General features: G+C 61.9%; 25 protein-coding genes and 1 pseudogene. 17 read left to right on the forward strand and 9 right to left on the reverse strand.

Annotated features, from left to right (window positions below; genetic code table 11):
* Positions 1-17: 17 nt before the first annotated feature.
* The 3 genes from AArcSt11_RS05320 to AArcSt11_RS05330 are packed head-to-tail and all read right to left on the reverse strand — an operon-like array spanning position 18 to position 3,412.
* Complete coding sequence (locus AArcSt11_RS05320) at positions 18-2,390, reverse strand: heavy metal translocating P-type ATPase (RefSeq protein WP_250595257.1); 2,373 nt, start codon at positions 2,388-2,390, stop codon at positions 18-20.
* 2 nt (positions 2,391-2,392) lie between these two features.
* A complete protein-coding gene (locus tag AArcSt11_RS05325; protein ID WP_250595258.1) occupies positions 2,393-3,196 on the reverse strand; it encodes a sulfite exporter TauE/SafE family protein in 804 nt (267 codons plus the stop codon).
* A 3-nt stretch (positions 3,197-3,199) separates the two neighbouring features.
* On the reverse strand, positions 3,200-3,412 hold the full coding sequence (locus tag AArcSt11_RS05330; protein ID WP_250595259.1) for a DUF8131 family protein: 213 nt from the start codon (positions 3,410-3,412) through the stop codon (positions 3,200-3,202).
* Between the two features lie 99 nt (positions 3,413-3,511).
* On the opposite strand from AArcSt11_RS05330, the gene AArcSt11_RS05335 reads away from it, so the two are divergent.
* The 8 genes and pseudogenes from AArcSt11_RS05335 to AArcSt11_RS05370 all read left to right on the forward strand — a co-directional run bounded on the left by AArcSt11_RS05335 (position 3,512) and on the right by AArcSt11_RS05370 (position 8,286).
* Positions 3,512-3,676: a cytochrome oxidase gene (locus AArcSt11_RS05335; protein WP_250595260.1), complete on the forward strand. Its 165-nt coding sequence runs from the start codon at positions 3,512-3,514 to the stop codon at positions 3,674-3,676.
* A pseudogene (locus AArcSt11_RS05340) lies at positions 3,673-4,167 on the forward strand (cytochrome c oxidase subunit II); the annotation flags it as partial. The gene AArcSt11_RS05335 and the pseudogene AArcSt11_RS05340, both read left to right, overlap by 4 nt.
* 2 nt (positions 4,168-4,169) lie before the next feature.
* Complete coding sequence (locus AArcSt11_RS05345; protein WP_250595262.1) at positions 4,170-5,882, forward strand: b(o/a)3-type cytochrome-c oxidase subunit 1; 1,713 nt, start codon at positions 4,170-4,172, stop codon at positions 5,880-5,882.
* Positions 5,879-6,073 carry a hypothetical protein gene (locus tag AArcSt11_RS05350; RefSeq protein WP_250595264.1) on the forward strand — a complete coding sequence of 65 codons (195 nt, stop codon included), beginning with the start codon at positions 5,879-5,881 and terminating at the stop codon, positions 6,071-6,073. The genes AArcSt11_RS05345 and AArcSt11_RS05350 overlap by 4 nt, the downstream gene beginning before the upstream one ends.
* 9 nt (positions 6,074-6,082) lie before the next feature.
* A complete protein-coding gene (locus tag AArcSt11_RS05355; protein WP_250595266.1) occupies positions 6,083-6,757 on the forward strand; it encodes a DUF7546 family protein in 675 nt (224 codons plus the stop codon).
* A 53-nt stretch (positions 6,758-6,810) separates the two neighbouring features.
* The gene (locus AArcSt11_RS05360) at positions 6,811-7,068 is read left to right on the forward strand and encodes a hypothetical protein (protein WP_250595267.1); all 258 of its coding nucleotides are present in this window, start codon (positions 6,811-6,813) and stop codon (positions 7,066-7,068) included.
* 90 nt (positions 7,069-7,158) lie between these two features.
* Positions 7,159-7,998, forward strand: a complete 840-nt coding sequence (locus AArcSt11_RS05365; protein ID WP_250595269.1) for a cytochrome c oxidase subunit 3 — start codon at positions 7,159-7,161, stop codon at positions 7,996-7,998.
* Between the two features lie 6 nt (positions 7,999-8,004).
* Positions 8,005-8,286, forward strand: a complete 282-nt coding sequence (locus AArcSt11_RS05370; RefSeq protein WP_250595271.1) for a DUF7410 domain-containing protein — start codon at positions 8,005-8,007, stop codon at positions 8,284-8,286.
* An 18-nt stretch (positions 8,287-8,304) separates the two neighbouring features.
* Here AArcSt11_RS05370 and AArcSt11_RS05375 read toward each other — a convergent pair whose 3' ends face one another.
* Positions 8,305-8,580, reverse strand: coding sequence for a DUF7111 family protein (locus AArcSt11_RS05375; protein WP_250595273.1), 276 nt, complete (start codon positions 8,578-8,580; stop codon positions 8,305-8,307).
* Between the two features lie 90 nt (positions 8,581-8,670).
* Here AArcSt11_RS05375 and AArcSt11_RS05380 point away from each other — a divergent pair, with 90 nt between their 5' ends.
* Positions 8,671-8,958 (forward strand): PadR family transcriptional regulator, encoded by a 288-nt coding sequence (locus AArcSt11_RS05380; RefSeq protein WP_250595275.1) that lies wholly within the window; start codon positions 8,671-8,673, stop codon positions 8,956-8,958.
* Here AArcSt11_RS05380 and AArcSt11_RS05385 read toward each other — a convergent pair.
* Positions 8,940-10,103 (reverse strand): acyl-CoA dehydrogenase, encoded by a 1,164-nt coding sequence (locus AArcSt11_RS05385; RefSeq protein WP_250595276.1) that lies wholly within the window; start codon positions 10,101-10,103, stop codon positions 8,940-8,942. The genes AArcSt11_RS05380 and AArcSt11_RS05385 overlap by 19 nt on opposite strands.
* A 142-nt stretch (positions 10,104-10,245) precedes the next feature.
* Between AArcSt11_RS05385 and AArcSt11_RS05390 the strand changes: the two genes are divergently transcribed.
* Positions 10,246-11,301, forward strand: coding sequence for a phytoene/squalene synthase family protein (locus AArcSt11_RS05390; protein WP_250595277.1), 1,056 nt, complete (start codon positions 10,246-10,248; stop codon positions 11,299-11,301).
* A 68-nt stretch (positions 11,302-11,369) separates the two neighbouring features.
* A complete protein-coding gene (locus AArcSt11_RS05395) occupies positions 11,370-11,831 on the forward strand; it encodes a DUF7992 family protein (protein ID WP_250595278.1) in 462 nt (153 codons plus the stop codon).
* 3 nt (positions 11,832-11,834) lie between these two features.
* Here the strand turns inward: AArcSt11_RS05395 and AArcSt11_RS05400 are convergent, their stop codons facing one another.
* Both AArcSt11_RS05400 and AArcSt11_RS05405 read right to left on the reverse strand, forming a co-directional pair.
* Complete coding sequence (locus AArcSt11_RS05400; protein ID WP_250595279.1) at positions 11,835-12,554, reverse strand: ThuA domain-containing protein; 720 nt, start codon at positions 12,552-12,554, stop codon at positions 11,835-11,837.
* 63 nt (positions 12,555-12,617) lie between these two features.
* Positions 12,618-12,842 carry a ribbon-helix-helix domain-containing protein gene (locus AArcSt11_RS05405; protein ID WP_250595280.1) on the reverse strand — a complete coding sequence of 75 codons (225 nt, stop codon included), beginning with the start codon at positions 12,840-12,842 and terminating at the stop codon, positions 12,618-12,620.
* A 137-nt stretch (positions 12,843-12,979) separates the two neighbouring features.
* Here AArcSt11_RS05405 and AArcSt11_RS05410 point away from each other — a divergent pair, with 137 nt between their 5' ends.
* Positions 12,980-13,252: a DUF5827 family protein gene (locus AArcSt11_RS05410; protein WP_250595281.1), complete on the forward strand. Its 273-nt coding sequence runs from the start codon at positions 12,980-12,982 to the stop codon at positions 13,250-13,252.
* A gap of 10 nt (positions 13,253-13,262) precedes the next feature.
* On the opposite strand, the gene AArcSt11_RS05415 is transcribed toward AArcSt11_RS05410, so the two are convergent.
* Positions 13,263-13,856: a DJ-1/PfpI family protein gene (locus tag AArcSt11_RS05415; RefSeq protein ID WP_250595283.1), complete on the reverse strand. Its 594-nt coding sequence runs from the start codon at positions 13,854-13,856 to the stop codon at positions 13,263-13,265.
* A gap of 54 nt (positions 13,857-13,910) precedes the next feature.
* A complete protein-coding gene (locus AArcSt11_RS05420; RefSeq protein ID WP_250595285.1) occupies positions 13,911-14,489 on the reverse strand; it encodes an MBL fold metallo-hydrolase in 579 nt (192 codons plus the stop codon).
* Here AArcSt11_RS05420 and AArcSt11_RS16930 point away from each other — a divergent pair.
* The 5 genes from AArcSt11_RS16930 to AArcSt11_RS05440 all read left to right on the forward strand — a co-directional run bounded on the left by AArcSt11_RS16930 (position 14,488) and on the right by AArcSt11_RS05440 (position 21,387).
* The gene (locus AArcSt11_RS16930; RefSeq protein ID WP_259371238.1) at positions 14,488-14,613 is read left to right on the forward strand and encodes a hypothetical protein; all 126 of its coding nucleotides are present in this window, start codon (positions 14,488-14,490) and stop codon (positions 14,611-14,613) included. The two genes, AArcSt11_RS05420 and AArcSt11_RS16930, sit on opposite strands and share 2 nt — an antisense overlap.
* A 31-nt stretch (positions 14,614-14,644) precedes the next feature.
* Positions 14,645-15,388: an FAD-dependent thymidylate synthase gene (thyX, locus tag AArcSt11_RS05425; protein WP_250595287.1), complete on the forward strand. Its 744-nt coding sequence runs from the start codon at positions 14,645-14,647 to the stop codon at positions 15,386-15,388.
* 71 nt (positions 15,389-15,459) lie between these two features.
* Complete coding sequence (locus AArcSt11_RS05430; RefSeq protein WP_250595289.1) at positions 15,460-16,644, forward strand: helix-turn-helix transcriptional regulator; 1,185 nt, start codon at positions 15,460-15,462, stop codon at positions 16,642-16,644.
* 193 nt (positions 16,645-16,837) lie between these two features.
* Entirely contained in the window at positions 16,838-20,629 is a 3,792-nt protein-coding gene (locus AArcSt11_RS05435) for an MMPL family transporter (RefSeq protein WP_250595290.1), read from the forward strand.
* Positions 20,626-21,387, forward strand: a complete 762-nt coding sequence (locus tag AArcSt11_RS05440) for a TrmB family transcriptional regulator (protein ID WP_250595291.1) — start codon at positions 20,626-20,628, stop codon at positions 21,385-21,387. The genes AArcSt11_RS05435 and AArcSt11_RS05440 overlap by 4 nt, the downstream gene beginning before the upstream one ends.
* The last annotated feature ends 20 nt before the right edge of the window (positions 21,388-21,407 follow it).

The following is a 21,407-nucleotide window of genomic DNA, read 5'->3' on the forward strand; positions in this document are numbered from 1 at the left end:
CGAGCGCCGAAACCCACCTACAGACTCCGCGAAGAGTTGAGGACGACCAGAAAGCTCGATAGCGCCATCGCGGCGGCAGCCAACAGCGGGTTCAGATATCCGGTGATGGCAAGTGGAATCGCGATGGCGTTGTAGACGAACGCCCAGCCGAGATTCTGTCTGATCCGACGGTTCGTCCGCGCCGAGAGGTCGAACACGTCCGGGACGCCGTCGAGATTCCCGCTGGCGATTACGGCGTCGGCGGCGTCCGTCGCGAGTTCGGTCCCGTTACCGAGCGCGATCCCGACGTCCGCCGCGGCCAGCGCCGGTGCGTCGTTGCTCCCGTCGCCGACCATTGCCGTCTTGCCCTGCGTCCGGAGCCGTTTTACGGTCTCGGCTTTGGCCTCGGGCGGGACGCCGGCGAACACGTCATCGACCGCCGGGGCGGCCCGGAACCGCTCGGCTGCTGCCCCCTCATCGCCGGTGATAACCACGACGCGTCGTTCCTCACCGACCCGTGACAGGACGTCTTCCCAGTTCGGTCGTGGCGTATCGCCGACCACCACGACGCCCTCGGCCCGCCCGTTCCAGCCGACGACGATGGGTACGGTCCCGCTGTCACGCGCTTCGGCGACCGTCGACTCGAAGCGGTCGGGGATCTCCCAGTCGCGCTCTGCGAACAACAGTGGATGACCGACAATGATCTGGTCGCCGTCGAGACGCCCCGTAACGCCGCGGGCGTGACGTTGGAAGTTGTCGACGCTCGGAAGGGTATCGGGTGCGCGCTCGTTCACGTGGTTTACGATCGCCCGGGCGACCGGGTGTTCGGTCAGACGCTCGAGCGCGGCCGCACGGGCGAGCACGGCTTCGGTATCGTCGGCATCGACGCGCTCGACAGTCATTTCGGCAGTCGTCAGGGTTCCAGTCTTGTCGAAGGCGACGATGTCGACGTCCGGCGCATCCTCGAAGATCGTCTCCGCGGCGATTACGATCCCGCGTTTTGCGGCCGTCTGCACGCCGGACGCGACAGCAAGCGGCGTGGCCAGTCCAAGCGCACAGGGACAGGAGACGATCAACACGGTGAGCGCGGTTAGCATCGCCGGCGTGAACGCCGATCCGGTGGCAAGTAACCAGAGGGCGGTCACCGACGACAGCAGGATGACTAGCGGGACGAACACGATCGCGAGCCGATCCGCGAGCCGCTGGACACCGGGGCGCGTGCTCTGGATCGACCACAGCAGTTCGACGATCCGGTCGAGGGTGCTCGCGGCCTCCTCGCCGACTTCCACGACGAGTGGCTGGTCGGTCACCACCGTCCCGCCGAGCACCGGATCACCCGGCCCCTTCTCGACGGGCACGGATTCGCCGGTGATCAGCGCCTCGTCGACCGCAGCGCTGCCGTCAAGAACGGTCCCGTCGAGCGGCACCCGTTCGCCGGGCCTGACGAGCAGTTCCTCGCCGGCATCAACCGTGTCGAGTGGGACGCGCTCGCCGCTTTCGTTCAGCCGGGCGTCCTCGACCTGTAGCTGTGTCAGTTCGGAGAGCAGTCCAGCCGCGCGTTCCTTGATCCGCCCCTCGTAGTAGTTGCCCGCAGTGACGACCAGGACGACCGCAACCGTCACGTCAAAGTACAGATCCGACCGGCCTGCGAGCATCGCGATGGTGCTGTAGGCGTAGGCCCCTATCGCCGCGAGCGCGACGAGCAGGTCCATGTTCGGCTGTCTCGCACGGAGGCTGACGAGGGCTCCCCGGAGGATCGGGTAGCCAGTGTAAAAGAGGATCAGCGAAGTTAGCAGCCAGATATTCGCGTAGATGTAGAGCCCGTCGAACCCGCCCAGTTCGACGACAGGGTCGAAACCGAAGTAGGTGGGATAGAGGAAGAGTACGTACCACAGCATCACCATCATGCCGAAGAGACCGCCGCCGAGCAGGAACTTCACCAGCGCGGCGCTCTCGGTGGTACCGTTCGTGTCTTCTGCCCGGGGACGTGCCTCATAACCCATCCCCGAAATCGCGTCAGGAATACCTTCGGGGTCGGTCGTATCGGCGTCGTAGGTCACCTGGACGGTGTCGGTCGCATAACTCGCCCGCGCCGCCGCGACGCCCTCGATCCCGCTCGCGCGGTTCTCGAGGAATACCTCGCAGGTCGAACAGTGCATGCCATCGACCGCGAGATACAGTTCCTCCCCCTCGATATCGTCTGGATCGTCGGCATCCTCTCCCCGAAGTTCGTCGACGTCGTCGACATCCACGTCACCCAGCGTACGCTGGACCTCCAGGCAGCCGCGACAGCAGAACTCGCCGTCGACTTCGGGATCGGTAATCGGATCCGCGGGGACCGGCAGATCGCAGAGTCGACACTCGCTATCGCTTGGTTCGGATACCTGTCGGGGGGAAGCGGCATCTTGCATGATCAGAGCGGCTGATAGTGGGGCAGCGGCGGATGTGGTAGATGGATCCCGTACAGCATCAGTCCGTGCTGGAGGGGAATGTACCCCAGCAGGATGAACGCAGCACCGAGCGCGCGATGGACGCGCCGCCGTGATGTCGCCGAGACGGCCTGAATGAACGTGCCGTAGACGAACAGTGTCGGGATCGTCCCGAGACCGAGCACACCCAGTGCGAGCGCCCCGCGGATCGGATCGCCTGTCGCGAAGGCGTACAGGTAGGCCGGGTAGATGATCGGACACGGCAACAGTCCGTGTATCGCGCCGAGACCGACGATCCCGCCGGAGGTCGCCAGTCTGTCGACGCGGCTCGTGATGAGTCCACTGAGGCGTCCAAAGACGGCTCCGAAGAGTGGAACCCGCCCGCCGGGCACGCCGGACTGGCCACGAAGGTAGTAGACGCCAGCGAGTATGATCGCGATCCCGACGACGATGCCAGTACTGGCACGGACCGAGTCGCCTGCAGCCGTAATAGCGTCACTCGACGCGAACGCGGCCGCACCGAGCAGGCCGAACAGCCCGCCGATTGCCGCATAACTGAATGTGCGGCCGAGATTGAACAGTCCGTGCTGGCGGACCTCGAACCACGAGAGCGTGTCGGAGCGGCGGTCGTCTCTCGATGCCGAGATTCGATCACCGTACGTTGTCACGAGCGGCCCGCACATACCGAGACAGTGGGCCCCGGCGAGGAGACCGACCAGCAAGAAGACACCGAACTCTGTGGTCGAAATCCCGCCACCCCCGATTACCGCGAGAACGGTCGAACCCATCAGCTACGTCGACTCGTGGGAGCTGTCCTCGGCGCCGTGATGATCTCCGTCTACAGGGCGCATCGCAACGTACAGCGACGCGAAGATGATCACGATGTTTACTGCCGCGACGTACCCCGCCAGGCTTGGGCGTCCGAACGCGTACGCGAATGCCGGGATAATGGCCAGTAATCCCAGCGCTGCGCCGCGCCGTGGCGTGAGGAGCGAAGTAGTCATGCCCTCATATCATGGGATGTGCTTTATGAATGTTTGTCCCAATCCCAGAACGTGAGAATAGCCGACAGCATAGAAATGGGCTGTTTCTAAAGGGGCCATATGACCGAGGAGCGCGAGATACGAGAAATAGGACACGACGAGTTCGATCCGATCGGGACGCTCTCCCTGATCGCGATATATTTTGCAATACTCGCAATAATGTGGTTCTTCATGTATTTCGTTGAATTCGCCGAACACGGCCCCACGGTGATCGGAACAGTATGAACATTCACACCTACGAAAAGCTCTGGCTTGCTGCGTCGATGTTGCTCATTGTGGGGTTCATCGCGACGGTTACCTACGGGGCGGTCGGCCTCGGGATCGCGATGATCGACGACTCGGAGTCCTCGATCAATCCGGATGCACTCGATGAAGACGACCGGTTTACCGATCCGCGCGTCGAGGAGATGGATGATGGGACCTACGAGGCCTACGTCGTTGCCGAACAGTACCGGTTTAATCCCGATCCCCTCGAGGTGCCGGCCAACAGTACAGTAACCTTCTACGTCACATCGCCGGACGTGATACACGGCTACGAAATCGTCGGGACGAACGTCAACACGATGGTGATTCCCGGAGAGGTAGCGACGATGACCGTCGAGTTCGAGGAGCCCGGCGAGTACGGCGTCGTCTGTAACGAGTACTGTGGCGCTGGGCATCACGGGATGGAAGGGGAAGTGCACGTTGTCCCTGAAGACGAGTTCGAGGTGAGCGAGGAATGAGCACGTACGTCGATCGGTTTCCACAGGAAGCCCGCGTCATCCGCTATGCGCTGTACAGCTCCTTCGTCGCGCTGTTTTTCGGCGGCGTCTTCGGGCTGATCCAGACACTCCACCGCACTGATTTCGTGCGGATTATCGACTCGACGAAGTACTACGACGTGCTGACCGGCCACGGCGTCTTCATGGTGATCACGTTCACGATCTTCTTCCTGGTCGGCATCTTCACGTGGGCTGTCACGTCGAGCCTCGACAGACACGTCGAGGATATCCGGTTTACCTGGTCGTGGTACGGACTGATGAGTCTGGGAACCGTCTTCGTGGCGATCCCGATCTTCGCGGGCTTTGTCGACTCGATCGATATGAGCGCCGCCGTCCTGTTTACCTTCTACGCGCCGCTGCAGGCACATCCGCTGTTTTATATCGGACTGACGATGTTCGTCATCGGGACGTGGCTTGCCGGGGCAGACTGGTTCCGATCGTGGTGGGCCTGGACGAAGGAAAACCCCGATGACAGGATCCCGTTGCAGACGTTCATGGTGCTGACGACGATGATCATGTGGTACATTGCGACGCTCGGTGTCGCCGTCGCCATCCTCGTCTTCTTGCTCCCGTGGTCGCTCGGGCTGATCGACACAGTCAATCCGCTACTGACGCGGACGCTGTTCTGGTACTTCGGTCACCCTGTCGTGTACTTCTGGCTGATGCCCGCGTACCTGCTGTGGTACACTGTGCTCCCCAAACTCTCGGGCGGACGGCTGTTCAGTGACCCGCTGGCACGTGTCGTTTTCGTGCTCTTCCTGTTGCTCTCGACGCCGGTCGGGATCCATCACCAGTATCTCGATCCGGGGATCGCGGAAGGGTTCAAGTTCATCGCGATGACCAACACCATGTTCTTGCTCCTGCCGAGCCTGCTCACCGCCTTTACCGTGGTCGCCAGCATGGAACACGGCGCGCGACAGCGTGGCGGCGAGGGCAAACTCGGGTGGCTCAAGGCCCTTCCGTGGCGCGACCCGGCCTTTGCCGGGATGGCGCTTGCAGGGCTGATGTTCGCGGCAGGGGGCTTTAGCGGGATGATCAACGCTGGGATGAACATCAACTATCTCGTCCACAACTCGCTGTGGGTGCCCGGCCACTTCCACCTGACAGTCGGGACTGCCGTCGCGCTGACGCTGATGGCAGGGACGTACTGGCTGCTCCCACAACTGACCGGCTCACCGCTGTACAGCAAACAGATCGGGCTGTTCCAGGTGATCCTCTGGTTCGTGGGGATGACGTTCATGTCGAACGCTATGCACCGTGCTGGTCTGCTCGGTATTCCCCGCCGGACTGCCGAGCCGCAGTATCAAGATGTCACGTTCGAGGCGTCGATCGGAACGGTCGGGGAACTGGACGCCCAGATCGCGCTCGGCGGGACGATCCTCTTCGTCTCACTGATCCTGTTCCTCGGTAATGCCCTGCTCACCGCGCTCGGGCCGCGCGTCGAGAACCCTGTCGACGACGAGCTCCCCCCGGCACTGTCCGGACCCGAAGATGCCCCGCAGGTCCTCGACAATCTGAAGCTCTGGACCGCGATCGCGGTCGTGCTGGTGATCCTCGCGTACACGCTTCCGATCGCCAGTATTGTCAGCGATGGCGGCCTGTTCGGTCTCGGTGGTGAGGCATTTCCGGTCATGACCGATCTCACCCCCCTCATCGAGGTGTTCCGATGAGCAGGATCTCGAACACAGGGCTTCTGATCCTGATCGGCTTTAGCATTCCAGTTCTCATCGAACTCAGGACGCTTCTGTCGTTCATGAACATCGAGATCTCCGCCCGAACCACCATACTCGTCGGCGCAGTCTACATCACGGCACTCGTCATTTACGGGACGTTCCCGGACGGTTCGAACACAGGCTCCTGATCGGAACCCATGACACGAATTTGGCACCCGGACACCGTCGACGCATCCGCACTGCATCGGCTGTTCGTCGCGGGTGCCGGAGTTCTCTTGCTCGAAGTCGCGGCCGTACTGGCGTATGTACGAGCGACCGGTGCGACCGATGTTCCGGCGTGGCAATACGCCTACCCGCTGATCTGGATCAACCTGACACTGATTGCCGTTGCTGTGGCGTGGCGACGGTCACCGCCACTATCCGGGTCTCTCGCAGCCATTGCAGGAACGTACTTCCTCGTGCTCGCGTGGATCGGTGGGATCGTCTCGCTCGGTGGATCCGGAGGCGGCCTCACCGTCCACACGCTCCCACCCGGATGGGGGCCGATGATCGCCTACGAGAGCTCGCTACTGACGCTCTCGCTCGTGCCGTTCCGCGTCGTCGGCTATCTCGGACTGACCTATCTGGTTTATGTCGCACTCGGGCGCTCTCTGGGGGCGGGAACCGTCGGACTGGTAGGACTCTTGAGTTGCGTGACCTGTACCGGTTCGGTGCTTGCCCTCGTCGTCGGTGCGCTCGGTGGCGGATCGGTCGCGACGATGGGGACGGTCGACAGCGCGGCGGAGCTTTCCTTACTCGTCTTTGCCCTTTCGATCGTTGCCCTCCTCTGGGTCATCGAGCGCCCCTCCAACCAGAACATAGTTCCCGAATAGTGAGAACTGCCCGCTTCTTTAATAATACAGTCGCCAAATAACGGGTAAACAGTATGTCCGGTCACAAAGCACTCGAAAGCGGTGGGGTCGATATCGGCGAGCAGTGGTGGTTCCGAACGCTCGTTGCCGTGCTCTGGCTGCTGGTCGGTGCACTTGCTGCGATTGGGGTGTACTCGGTTGCCCCCGGTATATTCGCCGACGTCCCGACACTGCTCGTCGGATCGCTGGTCTCCCTCTTCCTTCTGGTCGTCGTGACGATCTACATTGGCCGAGCGCTGGCGACAAACTATCAGCCACAGCGACGGTTCTAGCTGTTCGACGGAGAGGGAATTCTCGGAGAGGCTCGTTCGTGGCTGGTTCGGTTGGATGGATTTTTAATAGTCGGCATGTAACCCCTCTATATGACTGTTGACGACGCTGCAGACGACCACGGGCACCACCTCCCCGCGGTGAAAGACTTCCCCCGCGGGTTCGGGGAGGCGAGCTGGTGGCCCTTCATCACGGCGATCGGTGGATCGGGCTTTTACATTGCCGCAGCGATCTATGTACTCGGCGAACAGCTCGTCGGCGGTGTACTCTTCGCGCTGAGCGCGCTGATCTTCCTTGGCGGTCTGTACGGCTGGCTCTACCACGCCTTCGTCGCCGACTTCTGGAGCCGCGAGGCCGACCACAAACACGAGTCGAAGCTCCGCTGGGGAATGCTTGCGTTCCTCGGCTCCGAGATCGCCACGTTCGGTGCCCTGTTCGTCTATTACTTCTTCCTCCGCGTCGGCGCGAGCTGGCCATCCGGCGACTTCAGCGACGTGCCCGCACTGCTGAACTCGGTCGTGATCTTCAACACGATCGTGCTGCTCGCCAGTAGTGCGACGATCCACTACGCACACGTCGCGCTACTCAACGAGGATCGCAAGCGGTTCATTCAGCTGTTCGGCGCGACGATCCTGCTCGGCCTGATCTTCATGGGGGGCTGGGCGTTCGAGTACTACGAGTTCATCGTCCAGTACAACTACGGCTTCTTCGAGGGTGCATTCTCCAATGGCTTCTACGCGTTGACCGGTTTGCACGGGATCCACGTCTCACTCGGCATCGCGATGATGGGATTCGTTTTCGTCCGGGCGCTCAGAGGCCAGTACTCGGCGGAACGTCACGTCTCCGTGAGCACTGTCTCGATGTACTGGCACTTCGTCGACATCGTCTGGGTGTTCCTGGTCGTCGTGCTGTACGTCGGTGCGGGCCTGTAATCGCTCATGTCCGGGACCCAGCGACACGGTTCGAGCCGGTACGAGGTTCCGGAGGACGCCGCGACACACACCTGTCCATACTGCGACCGGCCGTTCAGAACCGAACGACTCCGTCGGTTACACGTCGGGCTCGACCATCCCGAACTCATCGACGACGACGAACGTGACGCCTTTCAGGATACGTATCTGGACGAAAACGAGGAGATCGGCCTCTTTCGACTGAAGGTGCTCGCGCTTCTCGTGCTGATCTACTTTTCGTTCCTGTTCGTCTATCTGGTCGTCAACTGAGAACGTCGTTGGGATCGGTCACATCCCCATATCATTCGCATCGTCGGGCACCGGCAGGTCATTCGGCGACGTTCCCAGTAACTCCGCGGCGTGATCCAGCGCCATGTCGAAGCCATAGTACCGTTCTAGCTCGTCGCCGTCCGCACTCGGCCGGACTTTCAACATCGCGTACCCTTCGATGTTCTGTGCGATGGCGGCCGTCCGGCCGTCCCGCTCGAACGCGAGGATGCGCTCGGTCTCGGTCGTGTAGTACTCGGCGCTGACGTCGCCTGCCTCTGCCGTCGCGTCGCTCATACCCGGCGGTTAGGACGGCCCCTAATCGAAGCTGTCGGTTCCGGAAGCTGGATCGGAACGCCAAAGCGCTCAGCGCAAGTGGTATCGGGTATGTCCCAGTGGCTCCAGAGCGGCCTTCGGCGCGACCTCTGTATCCTGCTGTACGGCGAGGAACGCAACGGGCAGACGCTCAAGACGGCGATCGAGCGACGATACGACAAACGCTTCGAGCCGCGGCAGTTCTACGGCGCGCTCGACCAGCTAGAACGAACGGGGTTCGTCGAGAAGCAAACCGAGGGATTGCACGACGTGTACGCGCTGACCGAGCCGGGACGCCGGAGCGTCGAGCGCCAGTTCGAGTGGATGCGCGAGGAGCTCGACTACCCGTCGAGCACCTGATCGCCGATCGTGTTCCGCAAGACCTCGCTCGTCCCCTCGTAGATCTCGTTGAGCTTGGCATCGCGGTAGTAGCGTTCGACCGGGAAGTCCTTGGTGTAGCCGTAGCCGCCGTGGATCTGGATGCCCTCGTTGGCCACCTCGCGGGATACCTCGCTTGCGTAGAGTTTGGCCTGTGCAGCTTCCTTGATGTACGTTTCTCCCCGAATCTTCCGGTCGGCCGCGCGGTGCATGAGCAGTTTTGCGGCCTGCAGTTTCGTGTCCATGTCGGCGATCTTGTGTTTGATCGACTGGAACTCGCCGATGGGCTGGCCGAACTGCTCGCGCTCGTTGGCGTACTCGACCGCCGCGTCGAGGGCGGCCTGCGCGATGCCGACCCCGCGTGCCGCGATGGTGATCCGCCCCGCGTTGAGCGTCTTCAGCGCCTGGACGAACCCGTCGCCCTCCGCGCCGAGACGACGGTCGGCGGGGATTCGCAGGTCGTCGAACCGCAACTCGGCGGTCGGACAGCCCTTGTCACCGAGTTTGTGTTCGGTGCCCTCGACGTGGAACCCGTCGTCTTCCTCGGGTCGAACCACGAACGAGGAGATACCCCTGTTTCCCGCCTCCTCGTCGGTTTTGGCGAAGACGACGACGGTCTCGGCGACCGACCCGTTTGAAATCCAGAGTTTGTTGCCGTTCAGGACGTACTCGGCGGCATCGCCATCGCCACTACCAACCGGATCGGCAGTCGTCTCCATCGCGGGCACGTCGCTGCCAGCGCCCGGTTCCGAGAGGGCAAACGCGCCGATCTCTCGGCCCTCATTGAGCGGCGTCAGATACGTCTCTTTCTGCGTGTCATCGCCGAACTCGTAGAGCATGTTTCCGGCGAGGCTGGTGTGGGCGGCGACGATTGTCCCGAGCCCGCCGCTGCCGCGGCTGATCTCCGCCAGCGCGAGCGCGTAGCTGTGGTAATCGAGTCCGGCCCCGCCGTACTCCTCGGGAAACGGCATCCCGAGCAGGCCGAGGTCGGCCATTTCGTCGAGCAGATCGCGGGGGAACTCGTCGGTTTCATCGATCTCCCCTGCCCGCGGGACGACTTCTTCGTCGACGAACTCCGTCACCATCTCGTCGATCTGGCGTTGCTCCGTCGAGAGCGTGAAATCCATATCGAATCGTTCGTGGCGTGTCACTTCACCGTTTCCATAACGTGCATGAAAAACCATTCACAACGTGCGGGCAGTGGGTATCCTCTCGGCGGCGATTCCTTAGACCTTTTTATCTCTGGGGTCTAGAGGAATTACTACGAGGATGAACGACACCCAAGAGGTGACGTTCGACGAGGACCTGGCCTGGTGTTTCGACGCCGTCTCCGACGTCTCGCGAACGTTTGCGATTACGATCGACGTGCTGGACGAGCCGATGGCTTCGCGGATCTGTGTCGGCTACCTCCTCTGTCGCGTCGCGGATACGGTCGAGGACGCGGGTCATATCCCGCCTGACGTCCAGCAGGGGCTGCTCGAGGAGTACAACGATGCGATCGCCCGGGACGCCGACGTGACGGTCAGGGAGTTCAACGAGGATGTCGCCGAGTGGATCCCTGAAGAGCCCGGCGAAGACGCTGACGACTGGGCGGTCGTCGGGAATGCTTCCCGTATCGTCCGGACCTTCGAACACCTCCCGGAAGCGGACCGGGAAGCGATCCGCGAGCCCGTCCGAGAACTGGTCGGCGGGATGGCGACGTTCGTCGATCGACACGCCGAGACGGGCGGGTTGCGGATCGAGACGCCGGACGAACTCGAGGAGTACTGCTGGTACGCCGCCGGAACCGTCGGCGAACTCATCACGAATCTGGTCACCCGGGGAACCGACCCACAGCGAACCGAAGTGTTAGAAGAAAACGCTCGTTCGTTTGCCCTCCTGCTCCAGCTTGTCAACGTCGCCAAGGACGTCACCGACGACTACCACGAGGAGAACAACGTCTATCTGCCCGCGAGCTGGTTGCAAGAGTACGGCGTCGACCAGGATGCCGTCTGCGAGAAGCACAACCACCGCGAGGTGACGAGTGTGATCGAACGCGTCACCGATCGTGCGGCGGGCTATCTCGACGACGCGCTGGTCTATCTCGAGGCGTTGCCGGAACACCGCGGGAACACGCTGGCCGCGTGGGCGATCCCCTATCTGCTCGCGGTCGGGACGATCCGCGAGCTCCGTGAGCGCCCCGAAGACGTCCTCGAAGAAGGCGGCGTCAAGGTACCAAAGCCGGAAGTACTTCGGCTGATGGCAGAGTTCGACAACGGTGTCGACAAGACCGCACTGGCCGAGTTGCGCCACCAGATGGAGCGTCAGCCGCTCCACCAGCACTGACTGGACGTCCCAGCGCAGTTCGACCGCCTGCGGGAACCTTATTCACTCCACGCCCCTACTACGTGTATATGAGCCTCGACGTCGAACCGCCCGAGCTACCGGAGCTGACCGAACAGGTTCCTGACAAGTACGAAGACGATGACCATCTCGACGAGACCTCCGAGTATCGACGTGACGAGCTTGAGACGCTCCTCCACGACGGCGCGTGGCTGGACGGGTTTGAACAGTGGGCGGCACACACTGATCTCGATGAGGAGGAGTACAGGATAGCGGTCGAACTCGGCATGTTCGCCGCGTTCGATTTCTTCTGGGACGACTTCGCGGATCGCGTGGGATACAACGCGCCCGGGATCCCCGAGGACTGGCGTGAGACGGAATATCATCCCGATATCGACTCCTGGGGAACCGTTTCGGGGATCAACGCCGCGATGACCGAGTTCGGCCAGATCGTCTCGGAGGTGCTCAAAGAGGAGTACATCGACTGGGAAGCCGAGTACGAGGCACCGGATGACCTGCCGGACTTCGACTGATCCCTACTTTTCGATCGGCTCGACCGGATCGGCGTTCCCGAAGTACGGCTCCGGACCGTCGGTCGGCGCAGCCCAGTCGACGGCGTTGAGCAGGACCTGTCGGATCTCCTCCTGGAAGTAGACCGGGTACTCCTCGTGGCCGGGGCGGAAGTAGAAGATTCGGCCGCTCCCACGGCGGTAACAACAGCCGCTGCGGAACACTTCGCCGCCCTCGAACCAGCTCACGAAGACCAGTGCGTCGGGCTGTGGGATGTCAAAGCGCTCGCCGTACATCTCTGCCTCGGGCACTTCGAAGGACTCGTCGAGGCCCTCGGTGATCGGATGTCCCGGCTCGACCGTCCAGAGCCGTTCGATCTCGCCAACCTCGCGCCATTTGAGCGAACAGCTGGTCCCCATCAGGCGCTTGAACGGCTTCGAGTAGTGCGCGGAGTGGAGTGGCAGGAATCCCATCCCATCACGGACCCGTTCGACGACACGTTCTGCGACGTCGTCGCGCACTTCGTCATGGGCGATATGGCCCCACCACAGGAGGACATCAGTGTCGTCGAGGACGGCCTGAGGGAGACCATGCTCGTCTTCGTCGAGCGTCGCAGTGCGGACATCGTGGCCCGCGTCTTCGAGCAGTTCCGCGAGGGCGGTGTGGATCCCTTCGGGATAGATCTCGCCGACCTCGTCGTTCTCTCGCTCGTGGCGGTACTCGTTCCAGACAGTGACACTGACCATACATGGCAGTCAACGCCTTTGGTAAAAGCACCCGCGCTTCTCTATGGACGAACGGAATCGATGCTAGAAGACGTACTCGTCGTCGTGACCCATCATTCCGTCGTCTTCCAGCCCGTCGTCGAACCCTTGCTGGTTGTCGTCGGAGGGGCCACTGGTCTTGTACGCTTTGAGGCCTGCGGACAGCAGGTCTTCGATCGCTTCTTCACGGTTTACGAACTCGCCTTGCTCGATCATCTGGGTGATCTGCATCTCCAGATGTTCGGGCACGTTGATCTCGACTTTGGGCATTGGACAGTGGGGCTTTGCCGGAGCCATATTTAAGTTTGACGGGGATCGTCCGAAATCGAGAGCCGATAGTGGACAGGGATTTAACGAGCCGGAATCGAACCGGGTCATTTACCCGCCAGTCAGGTCTACAGAGTGGTATGCCGCTACCGAAATCGGAGTTCGACCAGCTCTTTCCCTGCGAGTTCAGCACGCCCGAAGACCTGCTCGAACCGGATCAGCTCTACACCGTCTACGAGATCGCCCGCATGCTCCAGCAGCTCGATCCCGACGCGGAGATCGAGGCCGAAACCGAGGACGTCCTGCTCGACTGGGCGATCCCGTGGGTGATGGTTCACGCCGACGATCTGGTGATCGCCGACCCACGATCCGAGGACGAACCGGGCTACTACGGCCTGAAGACCGACGAGTGACGCCCACTCATCAGTCGTCAGCGGCCATCGGCTCCTGATGGTCGATTTCGGTCCCCAGCACGTCGAGGAACGCCTCGATCCAGCCGGGGTGGTCCGGCCAGGCCTGGGCCGTCACAAGATTCCCATCAACCGCGATCCCCTCTTCCCAGTCGCCGCCCGCGTCTCGGACGTCCGCCTCGAGCGCGGGATACGCGGTGCAGGTTCGTCCGTCGATAACGTCGGCCGCCGTAAGGATCTGTGCGGCGTGACAGATCGCCGCGATCGGCTTGTCTTCCTCGTCGAACGACTGGACGGCATCGATCACCGCGTCGTAGTTCCGCAGATACTCCGGGGCGCGACCGCCGGGCAGCACCAGTCCGTCGTAGGTATCGACGTCGATGTCGTCGAACGTCGCCGTCAACTGGAAGTCGTGCCCGCGTGACTCCATGTACGTCTGATCTCCCCGAAAGTCGTGGATGGCCGTCTTGATCGTCTCTCCCTCGTCTTTCTCCGGACAGACCGCGTCGACTTCGTGCCCCACCGCCTGGAGCGCCTGAAACGGCACCATGATCTCGTAATCCTCACCGAAATCGCCGACTATCATCAGTAGTGATTTGCCTGTCATTATTACCTCCGTGTTCGACCACGACGGCATGGATCAAAGTCCTATCACCGGGAGCTACCGTTCGCGCGCCATTCGCCCGGAACGCTCGATCTGGGAGTACGGTTCATTGGTGATGCTCGGCCCGTGGCCCACGTGTAGCTCCGAGAGCGAGTTGTCGACCCGATCAAGCACCCTGTCGATACTCTCGACCAGCAGTTCACGGTCACCTTCCGGAAGATCCGTCCGACCGAACGCTCCGTTCTGGAAAACGAGGTCACCGGCGAACAGCTGGCTCCCCGCGGCCGAATAAAAACAGAGGTGATCGTTCTTGTGTCCCGGAGTGTGCAGGGCGACGTACTTGTCGTCCCCGAGTGTGACCGTCTCTTCGTCCGCGATGGCGGCGTCGACGGCTGGCTGGTCGACATCATAGCCCCACGTCTCGACGTCGAAGGCGTCCGTGATTGCTGGCAAATTGTCGATGTGGTCCTGATGCGTGTGCGTCAGGACCACCGCATCGAGCGCGTCGACGCGCTCGCGGAGCTTGCCGACAGCATCGAAGTTCGCGCCCGTGTCGACGAGCACCGTTCGATCGCCCGGAACGAGAAACGCGTTGCTGGTGAACGCCTGCACGCCCTGCGCGATGTTCGTGACCATGGGACTGGTACGTCCGGTCGATGTTTGGGCCTGTCGACAGGCGGACGCCGTCGAGACCGGCCTGGCAGGGATCGCCCGTTCTCATGCCGGGCCGGTCGCCTCTCGTCGCAGGTCGGAACAGTAGGATTATCTATCTCCCCCCTAGCCACGTGTGTATGGAAGTCCAACTGCTCGAAGCAACGGAGACCCCCGAGGAGGTCATCTGCACTGGCGCGCGGAACGATTACATGTCGGAGTTCGTCGGCGATCAGTCCTTCGAGGAGATCATGGAGTCGGTAGAGGGCGAAACGATCGAAGAGAAGAAGGCGACACTGATCGGCCACCTGCTCGACCACGGCCACTTTGGGCCGTTCGAGCACCCGCAGATCACGTTCGCGGTAAAAGGACTCAGCCGATCGTGTATGGCACAGATCACCCGGCACCGGCACGTCTCCTTCGACGTGCAGTCGATGCGCTACGTCGCCTTCGACGACGTTGATCCTGCTGACGTCGAGGACGGCGAGATGGTTGTCACACCTCCCTCTGCGAGCGATCCAAACTGGGTCGGCCGGAACCAGAAAGCGGGACAGGTCGACGACGCGACGGTCGAGCGACGCGAGGAGATTTTCCAGCAGTCGGTGCGCCAGTCGGTGGAGGACTACCAGGAACTGCTTGATCTGGGGATGCCGCCGGAGGACGCCCGATTCGTCCTACCGATCGGGACTGAAGTGAACATGGTAATGTCGATGAACGCCCGGATGCTGATGCACGTAGCCGATATGCGAGGCGAGGCCGACGCCCAGTGGGAGATCCGTGGACTAACCGAGGAGATTCTCGATCTCGCCGAGGAATGGTGTCCGATCACGTTCGAGCACTACAACGAACACATGAAGGGACGGAAGAACCGACTGGCCCCCTGACCTGTCAGTAGAACCCTTGCCCGGTGCCTGTCGCAAGGTCTTTTGTACTACCCGCGTTGTTCTAATACACTATGGAGCGCTCGCTGGGTATCGGACTCGTGGTTATTCTGCTGGTTGTGGGTACTCTCGGCGTTCTGCCTGCAGCCAGCATCGTGACGGCAGGCGAGCACGCCGCCACGAGCGAGCTCGAAACCGACAGCCAGCTGTCGGCTGCCCAGAGCGACGAAGTCGACAACGAACAGTTCAAGCTCACGATCCACGAAAACGGGACGGCACAGTGGACGTTCCAGACGAACCGCCATCTCGACGACGAGGAGGAGGTCGAACAGTTCGAGACGTTCGCAGCAGAGTTTAACGACGACGAGGACCACCAGCTGTTCGCCGACTTCCGCGATCAGGCGACGGCACTCGTCAGGAACGCGGACGACGAACTCGATCGCGAGATGGCAGCCCGGCAGTTCGAGCGCGAGGCTGGCGTCGAAACCGATACGCAGGGTAACTCCGTCGGCGTCGTCAGAATGTCGTTTTACTGGGAGGGGTTCGGTGACCAGCAGGACGACCGCGTGGTCGTCGGCGACATCTACGAGGGGGGACACTATATCGGTGAGGACCAGTGGATCGTCTTCGAGGCCGGAGATGGACTCGTTTTCAGCGAATACGAGCCGACCGAGACCGGAGAACTTTCGGGATCTAATCTAACCGATAGCGACTCGATTACGTGGAAAGGTGAGGAGGTCTTCAGCGATAATCAGCCACGGGCCGTCCTGCAACCTGCAGATGCAGTCGATGAAGAGGAGATAAACGGTGAACCGAATGAGAATCCGGACGAGTCCGACAACAACCCGTGGATGCTGTTCACCGGAATTATCGTGCTCGTGCTCGGAATCGGAATTATCGCCGCGTGGCGACGCGATGCGACCGTGTTCGAACAGCTTGTAACCGCTGATGCGGCCGAGACATCGACAGATTCGACGGAGCCGTCGGCCTCCGAGTCGACAGGCGATTCGGCGGTTCCGGACGAGGAGTTACTGACCGACGAAGCGCGCGTGACCTCGCTCCTCGAAGAGAACGGCGGCCGGATGAAACAGGTTCGGATCGTCGAGGAGACCGGCTGGTCGAAGTCGAAGGTAAGCATGCTTCTCTCGGATATGGAAGACGAGGGAGACCTCTCGAAGTTGCGGGTGGGCCGTGAGAACATCATCAGTCTCGATGGACACGAACCGGAAGCCGCCGGATCGCCATTCGAGGACGAATAACTCAATTTGACCGGTCTCGGGACAGCACGTTGTTTGTTGAGATTTTGAACGGGAGTTCGCCAGCCACAGCAGATTCCCCTGATTGCGACACCGTTATATTCTGGGCTTTGTTAGTAGTCGAATAACAACAGGGCTGTTGTATGGATCCTACTAACAGAACACTCCGCGTCGAATATCGGCCGCCGGTGGTCGCGTGAGCCTTCCAGAACGCCTCGCTTCGCTCGTTACGACATACAGCAAGACCGCAATAGCGGTCATGCTGGTGTTGACGCTGGTCGTGGGCAGCGGTGTGGGGATGGTCGAACAGTCGTCCTCGCTTGACCAGTTCGAAAGCGAGAACGACGAGGTCGAGGGCCAGGAGTACATCGACGAGAACTTCGTCGCACCGGGCCAGGAGAACGTCACACAGGCACAGATCATCGTCCGTGGTGACGACGTGCTCACCCGTGAGTCGGTGCTGTCGACGCTCGAATACCAGCAGGCATTACACGATGACGCCGAGATCAACGACACGCTCGCGGAGGACGATCCGATCACGGGCGTCTCGAATCTGATCGCGATCACGGCAATCCAGAGCGAGCGCGCGGAAGAACTTGAAACACGCGGCGAGGAGCTCGAAGCGGATCAGGAGGAATTAGAGCAGGATACAGCTGATCTCGAAGCCCGAGCTGGCAACCTCGAAGACGCGCTGAACGAAACCCAGCGGCTCCAGACCGAACTCGACGAGGTCGAACGCCAGTACGAAAACGGCGAGATCGACGAGGAGACCTACGAGGCCGAACAGGAGCGGATCGAAGAGGAGATCGGCGGAGTTGTTGAGGACGCCACCGCCGATCTGACCGACGAGCAAGCGGGAACGTTCGAGGATGCCGTCAGTCAGCTTCGCCCGCTCGTAAGCGATCGCAACGATCTCGTTGCAGCCCAGGAGGAGGGCGCGGACAACCAGGACGAGATCGATGAGATCGACGAGTCGATCGGAGAGATCTACGAACTCGGGACGGTCGGCGTTTTCGAAGACGAGTTCGAGGCGCTGGAAGAGCGGGGGGACGACCTCGAACAGCGTGGCGACGAGCTCGAAGCGGATCAGGAGGAACTACAGGACGGCTCTTCGCCCTCGCTCGACGACCAGATCGAGCACGTCGGCGGGATGGACGACGACGAGTTCGAGGACGCGGTGACAACGGTACTCGATCCCGATGACGGACAGGACTTCGCGTTCCAGTTGATGCCGACCGGCTACGAACCGGGTAGTACCAGCTCCGACGCCCGGATGATGATCGTTCGGCAGGACGTCCCCGAGGCCGGTGATTTCGAGACCGGCGACGTCTCCGACGTGCTGGTCGACACGCAGCTTGCAATGCAGTCGATCGGCGACGAACTGAGCACTGACGACGAGGTAATCGTCTTCGGCTTCGGCGCGATCAGCGAGGAGATTGACCGGTCGATGGGCGAGTCGCTGGCGATCGTTGGACCGCTTGCACTCCTCTTCGTCGTCGTCGCGCTGGCAATCGCGTATCGGGATCTGCTCGACATCCTGCTCGGGACTGCCGGGATCTTTGCAGTGCTGATCTGGACCTTTGGCTTCATGGGCTGGGCAGGGATCCAGTTCAACCAGATCTTCATCGCGGTTCCCGTCCTATTGATCGGGTTATCGATCGACTACGCGATCCACATATTCATGCGCCATCGCGAGCAACGCGAGGCGGACGGCTACGCGGAGGGTGATGGGATCCGCCGTGCCATGACCGTCGGCCTCACCGGGGTCGGCGTCGCGCTCGTGTGGGTAACCGCCACGACCGTCTTCGGGTTCCTCTCGAACCTCGTCAGCCCCGTCGCGCCGATCCAGGAGTTCGGCGTTGTCAGTAGCGTCGGCATCGTCTCCGCGCTGTTAATCTTCGGCGTCCTGATCCCCGCACTGAAAATCGAGCTCGATGAACTGCTTGAAGGCTGGGGATTCAACCGTAAGAAACGGGCGTTCGGGACCGGCGGCGGTCGGTTCAGTGACGTGCTCTCGACCGGTGCAATTCTCGCTCGGAAAGCGCCGGTGGCGATTATTCTGGTCGCGCTGGTCATCAGCGCGGGCGGCGCGATCGCCGGCTCGCAGGTCGATACCAGTTTCGAGGACGAGGACTTCCTCGCGGACGACCCGCCAGACTGGATGAAGAACCTGCCCGACGCTATCGCACCTGGTGACTACTCCGCGAAGGCTAACTTCGAGTACGTCAACGAGAACTTCGTCCGACAGGATACACAGGCGAACATTCTCGTGAGAGGTGATGCGACCGACGCGGAGACCCTAGAGCGGATCGACGCTGCGGAAGCCGAAGCAGGGGAGACTGATTCGGCCGTGATTCTCTCCCGCGGCGGAGCGGATACGGAGAGTCCGATCGGCACGATGCAGTCGGTGGCCGACCGGAACGAGAGCTTCAACGAGACGTTTACTGATGCCGATACGACCGGCGACGGCATTCCCGACGAAAACATCGAGGAAGTGTACGACGAACTGTACAATGTCGCACCCGACGAGGCAGCAAACGTCATCTATCGGACCGACGACGGGGAGTACGAGGCGCTCCTGTTGACCGTCTCCGTCCGCGGGAGTGCAGCGACCGCCGACGTGACCAGCGAGATGCGCGCTGTCGCCGGTGGGATCGACGACGACGGGTCCCACGAAACCAGAAGCGCTATCGCGACTGGGGGTCCGATCGTCAACGAAGTCATTCAGGGGCAGCTGTTCGACACTGTCATCCAGAGTCTGCTGGTGACGCTTGTGACGGTGTTCGCGTTCCTCGGTGGGATCTACCGGCTGCAGCACGGGAGCGCGATCCTCGGCGTGATCACGCTACTCCCGGTCGCACTCGCCGTCAGCTGGATCCTCGGGACGATGTACGTCCTCGGGATGCCGTTTAACGTCCTGACGGGGATGATCACAAGCCTGACTGTCGGGCTGGGGGTCGCCTACAGTATTCACATTAGCGAGCGCTACAACCTCGAACTGGCCAGACACGAAAGCGCGTGGGACGCGATGCACATCGCGGTTACCGGTACCGGCGGCGCACTGCTCGGCAGTGCAGCGACGACCGTCGGCGGCTTCGGCGTACTCGCCTTCGCCATCCTGCCAGTACTCCAGCAGTTCGGCATCATCACGGGGATGACGATCATCTACGCATTCCTCGGGAGCGTGATCGTTCTGCCCTCGCTGCTGGTGCTGTGGACCCGCTACATCGGTCCGGCGGAGAAACTTGATGTCGATCCATCGGACCAGCCACCGGACGACTCCCCGGAGACGGGATCGGACGACGCCGCCGCTCCGCCAGCATCGAACGTCGATGTAGCGAGCGCCGATGCACCGAGTGTCGAGCGCGTCGCGACCCGAAGCCTCGCACAGGAGACACTCGAACCCGGCGATCAGTTCGAAGCGACCATCACGGTCGAGGCATCTGACGGCCGCGTCGTCCTCGCCGAGGAAGCGCCCGGCGAGGGTGGTCACGTCACCGAACTCACGCCCGAGCCAGTCGAGTGCGAGCAGGTCGGCCGGACGCTGTACGTGCTCTGGGAGTCGGTGACGCCCGTCGATCTGCGCATGAGCTACGTGGCGACGGTCCCCGAGGACGTACCGGGTGGTGAAACCATCGAGTTCAACGGGCGAGTGACGACGGCGGACGGTGCTCGACCGGTCGGCGGAACCGAGACAGTCCCTGTCAGGACTCCCCTGCTGGAACGACTCAACGATGAGGACGCGCCCGACGAGGACGTCCTCTCCGAGGCGGGAGCCGGTGCGAATGACGGCGATATCACTCGGTCGACGCTGGAAGACGTGTATCGTCGGTGGGTCTCGGCAACAGATCCGAATGATGACGGATCGACGGCTTCGGAGCCGGCTACGGGTGAAGATGGGAGCTTCGAGGGGCATGCCAGAGCAGCCGACACCGACGGCGGGACCGACAGGGAGTCGTCCCCGGACGACGAGGAGGGCGACCCATGAACGAGTCAGACGCGATCGAATCGCTCGAACGGCTCGGGCTGACCAGCTACGAGGCGAAGGTGTTCATCGCGCTCCAGAAGCTCGGCGGCGGAACCGCCCGCGAAGTTCACCAGATCACCGACGTACCGCGCTCGCAGGTGTACAGCGTGGCCGACGGGCTGGCCGATCGGGGACTGGTCGAGGTCCAGCAGTCGAACCCGATCCAGTACCGGCCCGTAAGTATCGACGAGGCCCGTGAGACACTTCGTTCGCGGTTCGAGCGCGAGCAACAGCAGGCGTTCGACTACGTCGAACAGGTCCAGCGCGAGCACGACGACGGACAGGAAAAAAAGGAAGCGATCTGGACGCTCCGTGGTCGCGAGCGGATCGACGCGCGCACCCGTGAGATCATCGACGGTGCGGAATCGAGGATCGTGTTCGGGACGGGTGATCTGTCGATACTTTCCGAGGCGATGGAACAGCTCCTTCGGGAACGCGCCGCCGATGGGCTCTCTGTGCTCGTGATCAGCGAGTCCCAGGAGGTCCGTGCGGTGTTCGCGGACGATGATCGGATCACCGTCGTGCAACCGCCGATGCAGTATGACGAGGAAAACCCCGCAGGACGAATCGTCCTCGGGGACTGGAACGCGCTCCTGATGAGCGTGACCGACGAGGAGGCAGTCGACCCAAGCGGTGAGGAAACGGCGATCTGGAGCGTCGACACGAGCTTCGCGACGATGCTATCCGGGATCATCGAAGCGAACCTCGGGATCGAGTGATCGACTGGCCGATGTCCCGG

This window comes from Natranaeroarchaeum aerophilus (genome assembly GCF_023638055.1).
Lineage (GTDB): Archaea > Halobacteriota > Halobacteria > Halobacteriales > Natronoarchaeaceae > Natranaeroarchaeum > Natranaeroarchaeum aerophilum.